This window comes from uncultured Allofournierella sp. (genome assembly GCA_944382705.1).
GTDB lineage: Bacteria > Bacillota > Clostridia > Oscillospirales > Ruminococcaceae > Allofournierella.
Genome location: CALWNE010000017.1, coordinates 35,185 through 46,555, shown reverse-complemented (window position 1 = coordinate 46,555; position 11,371 = coordinate 35,185). Strand labels below are relative to the sequence as shown.

Sequence of the window (11,371 nt, the reverse complement as noted above, 5' to 3'; positions counted from 1 at the left end):
CAACGAGCGCATCTTTGACACCAATGTGGAAAAAGCACTGTACGAGGTGAATGGCGCCTACAACATCATCAACCGGGAAATGGCCCGCCAGGTATGCGGCCGCTATGAAATGATTAACCGGGAGGACGATGTGGACTCCGAGGGTCTGCGCAAGGCAAAGCTTTCCTATAATCCCGTTATCATCGAGCCCAAATACCGGGCCACTTTTGTTGGCTGAACCCATCATCCCCTTATAAAAAGGAGAGAACCACCCATGTTTCGTGTTGCACAACCATCCGACTTAAACGCACTAACCGCCCTGTTTGCACTGGTGTTTGGCGGTACTCAGCAGCAGGCTGCCCAGATTATGCAGGAGTTTGCCGGGCTGGACCATGTGTTTGTGGCCCAGCAGGACCAGCAGCTGGTGGCAAGCCTGTGCGCAGTGCCGGTTACCCTGCAAGGGCGCAAGGGCGTGTATTACTACGGTGTATGCACCCACCCGGATTACCGGGGCAAGGGGATTATGTCCCAGCTGATGCAGGCTGCCCGGCAGGAGCTGGTGCAGCGGGGCTACACCTTTGCCTGTTTGATTCCCGCAGGGGCCAGCCTGTTTGATTTTTACGCCCAGCGGGGCTTTGTAAAGGCATTTGGCCTGCGCCGGGTGGAGCGGGAAATCCGCCGCAACCTGTGGGCCCAGGCGGATTTTGACACCGTAACGGCAAAGGCACTGCGCAGCCTGCGCCAGACCTATGCACCGGACAGCGTGTTTTTAAACGACAGGGGTTATATTCTGGTGCTTACGGATTTGTACAGCATGGGTGCCACCATTGTTTCCAGCCCGGAAGGGTATGGCATCTATTTTAAAAAGGACGACAATACCCTGGAATTTGTGGAGCTGTTTGCTGAGGGTGACCGGGCAGCCGAAAAGCTGCTGGAAGCCGCACGGGATAAAACCGGTGCCCAGCGGGCAGTGATTACCCTGGGAGCGGCCCAGCATCTGTTTTTGGGTGAGGGCACGGCCCAGGACTATGGAATGGTGGAATTTTTCCAGCAGCCCTTTGGCGTGGAGGAAAGCTATATGCGCCTGATGCTGGATTTGGAATAATAAGAAAGGATTCTTGTCATGAACGAGGAACGCATTCGTTATACAAACCCGGACCAGCCGCCCCGCCGCAAAAAGGGCAAAGCAGGCTGCCTGATTGCACTGCTGGTGGTGCTGGCCCTTGGAATTGTCCTGGCTCTGGGCGCCTTTTCGGTGTGGAGCGATGTGCAGGGCCGCAGCGGCGGCCAGCAGGTTACCGTTGCGGTGGAGCAGGGGGAAGGCACCTCTGCCATTGCGGCAAAGCTGAAACAGGCAGGGGTCATCCAGTATCCCCAGGTGTTCCGCTACTATCTCAAGCTTACCGGCACAGGCAGCCAGCTGCAATACGGCAGCTTTGAGCTGGAACAGGGCCAGGGCTATGAGTCCATTGTGGAGGCCCTCAGCCAGTATGCCCAGCGGGAAACCGTGCGCATTACCTTTCCCGAAGGCATTACTGCCCTCAGGTTTGCCCAGATGATGGAGGAAGCGGGCCTGTGCACGGCCGAGGAATTTTTGCAGGTAGCAAACGAGGGAGATTTCAGCCAGTACTGGTTCTGGAATGAAATTCCCGATGACCCCAACCGCTTTATGAAGTGCGAGGGCTATCTGTTCCCCGAAACTTATGACTTTTTTGTGGATGATACCGTTTACAATTATGTCAACAAGTTTTACGCCCAGTTCAATGCAAGGGTAACACAGGAGATGCATCAGCGGGCCCAGGAACTGGGTATGACCTTTGAGGAGGTAATCACCCTGGCCAGCTTTGTGCAGGAAGAAGCAGGCAACGCAGAGGATGCAAAGGTATCGGCTGTGTTCCACAACCGGCTGGCGGAGGATTCGCCCTATCCCCGTCTGGAGAGCAACGCCAGCAGCTATGTGCAAAGCGATGCCGACAACAACTACATCTACAACTGGATTGCCCCTTATTATGGTGGGTGGGAGAATATCCCCGAAAACATCTACAAGGCGTACAATACCTACGAGCTGAATGGTCTGCCTGCGGGCCCCATCTCCAACCCCGGCATCCAGGCCATCGAGGCAGCCCTCTACCCGGACGAGACCTACCTGGCAGACAAATATTATTTCTTTGTAACCGATAAAAACGGTGTATACTACTACGCAAAAACCCTGGAAGAACACAACGCAAATGTTGCCTATGCGTTCAGTGTAAAGTAATACCCGGTTTTGGCCGCCCCCTGTGCTAAAGGGGCGGCCTGTGTATTGAGAAAGGACGAGATCTGAATTGAACCGACCCATTCCTGAATTGCTGGCCCCGGCGGGGGATCTGGAACGACTGCAATATGCCATCCGCTACGGTGCCGATGCGGTGTACTGCGGCATGACCGAGTTTGGTATGCGTACCGCCTCCAGCAACTTTGACCCCCAGCAGCTGGCAGAAGGCACCGCCTTTGCCCATGCACGGGGCAAAAAAGTATACCTCACCATGAACACCCTGCCCACCAACCAGGAGCTGGAACGGCTGCCCCAGGCCATTCAGGATGCCCATGCCGCTGGCGTGGATGCCTTTATTGTGGCGGATTTGGGTGTGCTGAGCATGGTTAAGCAGTATGCGCCCGATGCGGAAATTCACCTTTCCACCCAGGCGGGCATTACCAACTGGGCGGCTGCCCGTGCCGCCTGGGATATGGGTGCAAAGCGTGTGGTGCTGGCCCGAGAGCTGGATTTGGCCACCATTGCCCAGATTCGGGAAAAGGTACCCGATGAGCTGGAGCTGGAAGCCTTTGTGCACGGTGCCATGTGCATGAGTTTTTCCGGCCGCTGCCTGCTGAGCCAGTACATGACCGGCCGGGATGCAAACCGTGGCCAGTGTGCCCAGCCCTGCCGCTGGAAGTATCATCTGGTGGAGGAATCCCGCCCCGGCCAGTTTATGGAGATTGGCGAAACCGAGGAAGGCAGCTACATTCTGAACGCAAACGATTTGTGCACCGCCCCCTTCATCGACCTGATTTGCAAGGCCGGTGTGGATAGCCTTAAAATTGAGGGCCGTGCAAAAACTGCCTATTATGTAGCCAGCGTTACCAGTGCCTACCGCAAAGCGCTGGATGCCTTTTTGGCAGACCCCCAGGCGGAGGATTTCCTCTGCCCGGACGATGTGTTTGAGGAGCTGGACCGCACCAGCCACCGGCCCTATTCTCCCGGCTTTTACTTTGGCCGGCAGGATGCCAAGCAGGAAACCAAAAAGGGCGGCTATGTGCGCCATTGGGAGTTTATTGGCGTGGTGGACAGCTGGCAGGAAGGGGTGGCCCACTGCACCCAGCGTGGTAAGTTCCAGCTGGGGGATACCATCGAGGTACTTACCCCCCTGGGTGAACGCATTACCTTGACCCCCCAGTGGATTAAAAACGACCAGGGGGAACTCATTGAAAGCACCCCCCATGCCACCATGGCCTATGCCATCCCCAGCGAAACACCGCTGCCACAGCACAGCCTGATTCGCCGCCGGATTCAGGGCTAACGCAACCGCTGCAAACTAAGCAAGCAAAAGCCGCCGTCTGCACCCAGTCAAGGGATGCAGGCGGCGGCTTTTTGTGCACAGATAGGTGCAAAGGTTAAACAGAAGGGCTGGCAAGCTGGGCAATATCCTGGCTTAAAGCAGCGGCTACCTCATCCACCTGGGCAAAGTCCACAGCGGCCTGGTAGTATTGCTCCAGCAGATCGTGCAGGGCTTTTGCGTCCTGCTGGCAGCAGCTGGCCTGGTGCAGCAGCTGACTGGCAAGGTTCTGGTACAGCCGCAGCCGTTTTTTGGGCAGCTGGAACTCCGGCTTTAAAAACCGGCTGCAATGGATGTTCTTCTGGCCTTCAAATGCCATGGGATGAAAGGCGTTGCTGGTAAGAAAGGCCAGCCCCAGCTGGGGAATAAACAGGTGCTCCAGCCGCTGGGGATGCAGGGGGCAGGGGCAGGCGATGATGGAGTAACCCCGTTCCAGAGCGATTTGCCGCAGTGTTTGCAAAATGGCCGGGGCAACCGCACCATGGCAGTCGTGGAGCACCACTTTATGGGGGGCAAGGGCCTCCACGGTGTTGTAAAACACCACAATGCCCTGGGGGGTTACCGCACTCAGCAGCCGTACCTGCTGGCTGGGAGTGCCCTGGGTGCGGGGCAGCCGCTGGAAGGCCAGACGGCTTGCGTACCGCTGCACCTTGGCTGTATCGACGCCCGGCTCCACCAAACGCTGGCTGGCATCCAGCAGACGGCAAGCAGCAGCAATAAAATCGGCAGCGTGCTTGTGGTGTGCCTTATACCCTGTAAACAGGCTTGCAATTTCTGTTTGCGCTGCCATCAGCTGCCGGTCGTCCATGGTGTGGTGCAGGTCCACCACCTTTTGGCAGGCACCCGGCTGGTCTGGTTCCATGGCGTGGGGGTCGGTGGCATCGATAACAGCTGCAAGGGGCTGTTCCAGCAAAATCCCATCCAGACTATCCGGATCGGATGCGCAGTGGATGCGCTGGCCGCCGCCCAGCTGGTCGCTCAGCTTTTTCATCAGCGTGCTTTTTCCGCAGCCCGGCCCGCCCTTAATGAGATACATCCGGCGGCCCGGCTCATGGGCCAGTTCCTCAAAATAGCAATGAAAGCCCTGGGCGCCAACGGCACCCAAAAAGAAATCCACAGGAGCTTTGGAAGTTTTCATACAATAACACCTCACTTTTTGCCCAGTGTATGCGCTGGGGCGTGAGTGGGTGCAAAGCAGGCCCTGAACTTTTAGCAATCAGTCCAGGTTTTTGGGCAAATCCAGGCAGATGGGAACCGGTTGGTCCAGCCGCAGCTGGCCGGGTGTTACCTTGCAATCGTAGGCCAGCAGGGTAACGCCGGCCTGCTGGGCAGCTTGCAGGGCGTGGCCGAAGGCCGGCTGCGTGTCCCAGTTGGGGGTAAAGGTGTGCACTCCTTTCATCTGAATTACAATCATTACATAGCACCGCCAGCCCTCCATGGCCAGCTGGGTAAGCTCCTGCACATGCTTCAAACCCCGCAGGGTGGGCGCATCGGGAAAGCGCACCAGACCATCTTCCTCCAGAGTGCAGCCCTTTACCTCCATCAAAAAAGGCTGGCCATCCTGCTGGATGCCGTAAAAATCAAACCGGGAATCGCCCATCCGGTACTCCGGCCTCAGCTGCTGCAAGGGGCCAAGGCCACCCTCCAGCAGCCACTCCTTCACAACCTGATTGGGTGCAGCGGAATCCATGTTGATGAGCAGGGCGCCTTTTTCCACCGCCACCAGGTCGTAGGGTGTTTTGCGGGCGGGATTGCTGCTTTGCTCCAGATAGACGGTGCAGCCGGGCACCAGAAGTTCAGCGCAGCGGCCAGTATTTTTAACATGGACCGCAACCTGCTGCCCCTCCAGCTCCACCCAGGCCACAAACCGGTTGGGACGGCTGCAAAAGCGGGCCTTGGCAATGTGAGAATATTCCATGGATACACGCTCCTTTGTAAAAATGATAGGTTTAAAAAGGCGAATAAGGAAAGAGAAACTCTGCAAAAATTGAAGAAAAGTCATATATTTTTGTTGTTGACTTGACCTTTTTTATTAAAATGGTATAATTTAGGAAAGCCCAGGAATTGGCTCTGCGGCGGCAGCTGCCCCGTAGATACCCACAGGAAGGAGCAGTGACGCTATGAGAAAGAAAGCCCAGACCGTAATTGATCCGGATAAATTTTACACCATTTCCAATGCTGACGGCAAGGTGATTGAGGTTGCAGACTATAACACCGAAAACGGAGCAGCCATTCAGTTGTGGAAAAATGTCGGTGAGCCCTGGCAGCAGTGGCGTTTTGTGCGTGCAGGCGAAGGCGTGTACCGCATCTGCAACCGGTTTACCGGAAAAATGCTGGACCTGATTGCAGGAGGTGTGGTGGACGGCACCTGGCTGCACCAGTGGGAAGGCTCCAACGGCTCCAGCCAGCTGTGGGTGCTTGAAAATACCGGCGATGGCCGGGTAAAAATTAAATCCGGCCTATCCGGCAAATGCCTGGATGTGGTGGGCATGAGCCGTGATAACGGTGCACGGCTGCAAATCTGGCAGGATGTAAACGGCGAAAACCAGCTTTGGTTTGTGGAAGAAGCCAAGGAAAAAAAGACCCGTAAATCCCACCCTGCGGCAGAACAGCCGGCGAATAACCAGGACGCACAGCCCGCCCCAGAGCAAAATCAAAAAGCACTGAAAGCAGCCCAGGAGCCAAAGGCTTTGAAGGCGGCCAAGGAGCCAAAAGCCCTGGAAACCAGCCCGGAACCCCAGGCGCTGGAAACTTCGCCCCAGCCTGCTGCCCTGGCAGAGAATACTCAGGCTAAGCAGCCCCCCAAGCCGGTGCTCAAAAAGCCCGGCAAGCGCAAGGGCGGCAGGGCTGCCAAATAAGCAGAAATGCCTTATCAGCCAGCACCAAGGATTAAAAATCCCCCTGCATAAGGGGGATTTTTTGTTTTGCAGCAAGACAGCTGACCGTGACATGGTTACACAAGCACAGCGAGCCTTTTGGTATACTGAATCCGTAAAATGATAAGCTCCCGGCGGCAAAACAGCTTGCAGGGGAGCGGCCAATCGGGAGGAATGTATGGGATTCGATTTAGGACTTAGTGTATCGGTATTCACGGTGTTCATTCAAGGTTTGCTCAGCTTTTTTTCGCCCTGCGTGGTGCCGCTGGTGCCTCTGTATCTGGGGTACCTGGCAGGAGGTGCGGCACACACACGCCTTACCGACCGGCAGCGGCGGATCATCACCCTGCGGAACACCCTGTTTTTTATTGCGGGCATTAGTTTTGCCTTTTTTGCCCTGGGGCTTGGGTTCAGCAGCCTGGGCCAGCTGTTCAGCAACAACCGGCAGCTCATTGCCCGGATAGGTGGCGTGCTGGTGTTTTTGCTGGGCCTGTACCAAACCGGCTTTTTAAAGCTGCGCCTGTTGCAGAAGGAGCGGCGGCTGCCCTTTGCCTTGGAACGCTTTGGCATGAACCCCCTTACGGCACTGGCCCTTGGCTTTACCTTTAGCTTTGCCTGGACGCCCTGCGTGGGCCCGGCCCTCACCAGTGTGCTGCTTATGGCTGGTTCCAGCTCCTTCCGTGGGCAGGGCTTTGGGCTGATTGGGGTGTATACCCTGGGGTTTGTGCTGCCCTTTTTGCTGGTGGGCCTGTTTACCAGCCAGGTACTTTCCTTTTTAAAAAAGCATCGCAGCTGGCTGGCCTACACTGCAAAGGCGGGCGGCGTGCTTTTGATGGCAATGGGTGTTATGATGTTTACCGGGTGGATGAACGGCCTCAGCGGGTATCTGTCCGGTATAGGGCAGGAGGCCGGCAGTTCTTCCAGCGTTGCGGCATCCCAGCCGGATTCGGCTCCGGCCGACAGCACCGGGGAGGGCAGCAGTTCCGCCAGTTCTTCCGGTGAGGATGAAGGCAACCAGGAACAAGCAATCCCAGCGCCGGACTTTACGCTGGTGGACCAGTACGGAAACAGTCATACCCTGTCGGACTACCAAGGCAAAACCGTATTTTTGAACTTTTGGGCTACCTGGTGCGGCCCCTGCCAGTCCGAAATGCCGGACATCCAGCAGCTGTACCAGGACTGGGGTGAAAACACCGGCGATGTAATCGTGCTGGGCATTGCGGCCCCTTACAGCGAGCAGAATCCCTACAACCAGGAGCAGAAAAACGCCCAGGAGATTGCCCAGCTGTTGGAGCAAAAGGGCTACACCTATCCCACCTTGATGGACGAAACCGGAGAGATTTTTGCAGCCTACGGCATTCAGGCATACCCCACCACCTTTATGATTGACGCAGAGGGGAATGTGTTTGGGTATCTGCCGGGCGCCATGAGCCGGGCAATCATGGACAGCATCGTTGAGCAGACCCAAACCGGTGTGCGGGCCAGCCGATAAATTTATACAAAAAAGGCCATCCTCCTTGCTGGGGGATGGCCCTTTTGGCTGTAAAAATTACAGGGTTACTCTGCAAACCAGCTTTCTGCCTGGGGTGCGTGGTAATGCACCTGCAAAGGAGAAATGGTATAGGTAAGTACCCCTTGCAGATAGAAAGGCTCCTGATGGTAAAAGGCCTGAATCTCCTCCAGACTTTTGGCCCGCACCACATTCACCGAACCAGCATTGTTGCTGCGCAAAGAAGAAAACAGCATATCGCCCTTTGCCATAAGCTGGCTGGTGTAAGCTTTGTGTTCGGCCAACAAGGCAGGGTTGATTTTTTCCGGATGGGTTACATGACCTTCCACTAAAAAGTACTGCATAAAAGAGCGCTCCTTTCGCTTGAAACAATACGGGCAAGCGGTTTTGCTGCGTTGCAGCAATCGCCTGCCCAATGACTTTAAGAACAGTACGATTATAGCACCGATTCATCCAATATGCCAGCTGTTGTGCAGCAACTGTGCAGGGTTTGGCGTATCAGAAAAAAGTTGTTGACAAGATGAAAAAAATGAATATAATTGACCATGTCAATTATATTCATCGGAGGAGCAGGAGACTATGCAACGGGCGTTCGCCTATTACATTAACACACTGCGCATGGATTTTGTGCAGTATTGCAGCAAAAAGATGAAAGACTTGGAAATTTCCCACGGGCTGATTTACTTTATTTTGTTCATTGGCAAAAATCCGGGCTGCTCGCTGGGGACTTTGGCGCAATCACTGCACAGCGATGGGGGACACACCACCCGCTCGGTGGAAAAGCTGGTCAAGCAGGGCTATGTGGAACGCAAACAGGCACCCTATGACCGGCGCACCGCTATTTTGAATCTGACTCCCGAAGGGCAGCAGGTGTTTGAAAGCTGCCGCACCTGGTTTAACGATTGGCAAAAGCTGCGCACCGCTGCCCTTACCCAGGAGGAAGTGCAGCAGCTGTGCCAGCTGCTGCACAAAACGGTGCAGGATATTGAGCAATTTATCCCGACCCAGCAGCCCTTACAGGACTGACCGGGCCTCACCAATTAAAAAAAGGAGAGAGTTCCCATGAAGTATTCCATCGTATATTCCAGCCCCACCGGCAACACCCAGCAGCTGGCCCAGGCCATTGCCCGGCGGCTGCCTGCTGAGGAGTGCCTTTACAACGGCCCTGTGGACGAAAAAGCCCTTGAAGCCCCGGTGCTGTTTGTGGGCTTTTGGACGGATAAGGGCAGCTGCGATGCCAAGGTAGCCCAGCTGCTGGCCCAGGCCCAGGGCAAGCAGGTGTATCTGTTTGGCACCGCCGGCTTTGGCAAGGAACAGGAGTACTTTCAGCAGATTCTGGCCCGTGTGGCCCAGAATGCGCCGGAAGGCGTGGTAACAGGCAGCGGCTTTATGTGCCAGGGCAGAATGCCCCAGGCAGTGCGCAGCCGCTATGAGGCTTGCATGGAGAAGGAGCCGAAGGAGCCCCGCTGGCCCATGCTGATTGAAAATTTTGACGCAGCCCTTTCCCATCCGGATATGGAGGATGAGCAGGCGGCAGCCCAATGGGCGGCCAACTGCCTGGGCCTGTAAAATCTGGCAGACGGTGCCGGACCAATCGCCCCCAAAACACCAAAAACAGCCCCCCAATACGGCCTATGCTTGGCCATGTTGGGGGGCTGTTTGGTTGTAAAGAACGCTGCAACATCCGCCCAAGGATTACTCCGCAGGCAGGTTGGGCCGGTCCTGGTCACCGTCAGCCTTAAACAGTACAAACTGGTCGGGCTGGTTGGTAAAGTAGTAGTATTCGGTATTTTCAAACAGAGGGGGATTTAGATAGTTGGGCAGGATGTTGGGGCAATCCTCCAGCCGCTGGCAAAAGCCGGCCTGCTCAAATACATGAGGGGCGATGCCGGCACAGTAGCAGTCTATGTATTCCGCACCGCTGTCCAACAAAAGCGCATCCAGAGCGCAGCCCAGCTGGGGCAGCACCTCATCGGGGCCTATAAAATCCACAAAGCGCAGTGCCTTGCCACAGCCGCTGTCTGCCAGCCGCAGCACCACATAGGCCAGCAGGGTTCCATCCTGGCAGGCACTGTACACCTGGTAGCTTTGGTGGGGGAAGGCAAAATACCGGCGGGTTAAATACCACAAATCCTTACGGGGGGTGTGGGGCGTTTGGGGCAGGCCCAGCTGAGCCAGTTGTTCCGGGGTGTTCACCGGCTCCAAAGTCAGGGAGCCGCTTACCGGAAGCCGGGTAGGGTCCTGCACACGGGCCAGCTGGTAGGAAGCCTGACCGCTGAGCCGGTAGTAATGGGGCAGTCGCTGGGCCTCCCAGCCCAGAAACCGATAAAAGGCCATGGTTTTGGGCCGAATGTTGTTGCAGGCCACCACCTGGGCACCGGTCAGCCGGGGCAGGGCATCCATTAGCTCCAGCCCCACCCCGTTGCAGCCTTTTTTGGCCACCCAGACCGACACCCAGATGTCGCTGGGCTCCGCCTGAGAAGCCTTAATGTACCCGGCCACTGCCAGATAGGCCCCGTCCTGCTCTGCCACAGCAAATTGCAGGGTGTGGGCAGTGGTGTAGTAATACTGGAAATATTCCGGCCGGTTTACAAGGGGGAGCTTCCAGTCAAAATGGGTGTTGACAAACTCCACGATGGCAGTGGCTTCCTGGGGCTGTGCCAGCCGAAAGCAGGGGCTGCTCATAAAGCGCTTCCTCCCGTAATAGGCAGGGTTACACCGGTAATAAACCCGGCTTCCTCGCTGAGCAAAAAGGCCATGGCGGGCACCACATCGCTGGGGCGGGCGTTCCGGCCCATTGGGTTTGCCTCGGCGCTGGCCTGCACAATCAAATCGCTGGTATCGGCCAAAAATTTGGTTTCCATCATGCTGGGTGCAACGCAGTTGACCGTAACACCAAAGGAGGCGTAGTCCGCAGCAAGGCTCTTGGCCAGGCCCTCCAATGCGCTTTTGACCATAATGTAAGCGGCGGTGTTCTTGGGGGGCATACCCAGCAGGTAGCTGGTGAGCATAAACAGCACCCGGCCCTTTTTGGCTTTAGCCATGCCGGGCAAAAAGGCTTTGCACAGGGCAACGGCACTGCGCAGCTGCACCGAAAGATCCAGCTCAAAGCGTTCTTCATCGAACTTTTTGAACTTGGTGTTCACCACCCGCAAGGCGGGCAGATGAATAAAATGGGTGGGAGCAGGGCAGTTTTGCTGCACATCCCGGATAAAGGCTTCCAGAGCCTCCTGGCTGGTCAAATCCACATTGTAGGTACGAATGGCACCGGGGTGAGCCTGGCACAAGGAGGCAAGACCCTGCAAATCGCTGGCACCCTGGGCAATAAACAGGTCGCCCTCCTGGTACAGCCGCTCAATCAGGGCACAGCCCACATCGCTGGATGCGCCGGTAATAAGATATACATTTGCCAT

Annotated in this window: 13 protein-coding genes; 8 read left to right on the top strand and 5 right to left on the bottom strand. The window is 56.2% G+C overall.

The window, feature by feature from the left end:
- From ACH2EM_RS02830 to ACH2EM_RS02815, 4 genes are all read left to right on the top strand, one after another.
- Positions 1-217: phosphatidylglycerol lysyltransferase domain-containing protein (locus tag ACH2EM_RS02830; RefSeq protein ID WP_395150560.1), on the top strand; the 217-nt coding region annotated here is incomplete at its 5' end.
- 36 nt (positions 218-253) lie between these two features.
- Entirely contained in the window at positions 254-1,084 is an 831-nt protein-coding gene (locus ACH2EM_RS02825; RefSeq protein WP_395150559.1) for a GNAT family N-acetyltransferase, read from the top strand.
- An 18-nt stretch (positions 1,085-1,102) separates the two neighbouring features.
- Complete coding sequence (gene mltG / locus ACH2EM_RS02820) at positions 1,103-2,236, top strand: endolytic transglycosylase MltG (protein ID WP_395150558.1); 1,134 nt, start codon at positions 1,103-1,105, stop codon at positions 2,234-2,236.
- Between the two features lie 67 nt (positions 2,237-2,303).
- Positions 2,304-3,536 (top strand): U32 family peptidase, encoded by a 1,233-nt coding sequence (locus ACH2EM_RS02815; RefSeq protein WP_395150557.1) that lies wholly within the window; start codon positions 2,304-2,306, stop codon positions 3,534-3,536.
- 94 nt (positions 3,537-3,630) lie between these two features.
- Here the strand turns inward: ACH2EM_RS02815 and ACH2EM_RS02810 are convergent, their stop codons facing one another.
- Entirely contained in the window at positions 3,631-4,710 is a 1,080-nt protein-coding gene (locus tag ACH2EM_RS02810; protein WP_395150556.1) for a hypothetical protein, read from the bottom strand.
- Positions 4,711-4,788: 78 nt separating this feature from the next.
- Complete coding sequence (sfsA, locus tag ACH2EM_RS02805; RefSeq protein WP_395150555.1) at positions 4,789-5,490, bottom strand: DNA/RNA nuclease SfsA; 702 nt, start codon at positions 5,488-5,490, stop codon at positions 4,789-4,791.
- A 202-nt stretch (positions 5,491-5,692) separates the two neighbouring features.
- Between sfsA and ACH2EM_RS02800 the strand changes: the two genes are divergently transcribed.
- Complete coding sequence (locus tag ACH2EM_RS02800) at positions 5,693-6,430, top strand: RICIN domain-containing protein (protein WP_395150554.1); 738 nt, start codon at positions 5,693-5,695, stop codon at positions 6,428-6,430.
- 196 nt (positions 6,431-6,626) lie between these two features.
- Positions 6,627-7,940: a cytochrome c biogenesis protein CcdA gene (locus ACH2EM_RS02795; protein ID WP_395150553.1), complete on the top strand. Its 1,314-nt coding sequence runs from the start codon at positions 6,627-6,629 to the stop codon at positions 7,938-7,940.
- A gap of 65 nt (positions 7,941-8,005) precedes the next feature.
- Here the strand turns inward: ACH2EM_RS02795 and ACH2EM_RS02790 are convergent, their stop codons facing one another.
- Positions 8,006-8,302 carry a YciI family protein gene (locus ACH2EM_RS02790; protein ID WP_395150552.1) on the bottom strand — a complete coding sequence of 99 codons (297 nt, stop codon included), beginning with the start codon at positions 8,300-8,302 and terminating at the stop codon, positions 8,006-8,008.
- 235 nt (positions 8,303-8,537) lie between these two features.
- Here ACH2EM_RS02790 and bilQ point away from each other — a divergent pair, with 235 nt between their 5' ends.
- Both bilQ and bilS read left to right on the top strand, forming a co-directional pair.
- A complete protein-coding gene (gene bilQ, locus ACH2EM_RS02785; protein ID WP_395150551.1) occupies positions 8,538-8,984 on the top strand; it encodes a bilirubin utilization transcriptional regulator BilQ in 447 nt (148 codons plus the stop codon).
- A 36-nt stretch (positions 8,985-9,020) separates the two neighbouring features.
- Entirely contained in the window at positions 9,021-9,527 is a 507-nt protein-coding gene (gene bilS / locus ACH2EM_RS02780; RefSeq protein WP_395150550.1) for a flavodoxin family protein BilS, read from the top strand.
- Between the two features lie 126 nt (positions 9,528-9,653).
- On the opposite strand, the gene ACH2EM_RS02775 is transcribed toward bilS, so the two are convergent.
- Together ACH2EM_RS02775 and ACH2EM_RS02770 are read right to left on the bottom strand one after the other, a co-directional pair.
- Positions 9,654-10,643, bottom strand: coding sequence for a hypothetical protein (locus ACH2EM_RS02775; RefSeq protein WP_395150549.1), 990 nt, complete (start codon positions 10,641-10,643; stop codon positions 9,654-9,656).
- Complete coding sequence (locus ACH2EM_RS02770) at positions 10,640-11,371, bottom strand: SDR family NAD(P)-dependent oxidoreductase (protein WP_395150548.1); 732 nt, start codon at positions 11,369-11,371, stop codon at positions 10,640-10,642. Before ACH2EM_RS02770 ends, ACH2EM_RS02775 begins: the two co-directional genes overlap by 4 nt.

Coding starts and splice junctions, on each gene's coding strand:
- mltG (WP_395150558.1), top strand. CDS start 1,103: ATGAACGAGGAACGCATTCGTTATACAAACCCGGACCAGCCGCCCCGC.
- bilS (WP_395150550.1), top strand. CDS start 9,021: ATGAAGTATTCCATCGTATATTCCAGCCCCACCGGCAACACCCAGCAG.
- ACH2EM_RS02800 (WP_395150554.1), top strand. CDS start 5,693: ATGAGAAAGAAAGCCCAGACCGTAATTGATCCGGATAAATTTTACACC.
- ACH2EM_RS02795 (WP_395150553.1), top strand. CDS start 6,627: ATGGGATTCGATTTAGGACTTAGTGTATCGGTATTCACGGTGTTCATT.
- ACH2EM_RS02770 (WP_395150548.1), bottom strand. CDS start 11,371: ATGGCAAATGTATATCTTATTACCGGCGCATCCAGCGATGTGGGCTGT.
- ACH2EM_RS02790 (WP_395150552.1), bottom strand. CDS start 8,302: ATGCAGTACTTTTTAGTGGAAGGTCATGTAACCCATCCGGAAAAAATC.
- ACH2EM_RS02810 (WP_395150556.1), bottom strand. CDS start 4,710: ATGAAAACTTCCAAAGCTCCTGTGGATTTCTTTTTGGGTGCCGTTGGC.
- ACH2EM_RS02825 (WP_395150559.1), top strand. CDS start 254: ATGTTTCGTGTTGCACAACCATCCGACTTAAACGCACTAACCGCCCTG.
- ACH2EM_RS02775 (WP_395150549.1), bottom strand. CDS start 10,643: ATGAGCAGCCCCTGCTTTCGGCTGGCACAGCCCCAGGAAGCCACTGCC.
- sfsA (WP_395150555.1), bottom strand. CDS start 5,490: ATGGAATATTCTCACATTGCCAAGGCCCGCTTTTGCAGCCGTCCCAAC.
- bilQ (WP_395150551.1), top strand. CDS start 8,538: ATGCAACGGGCGTTCGCCTATTACATTAACACACTGCGCATGGATTTT.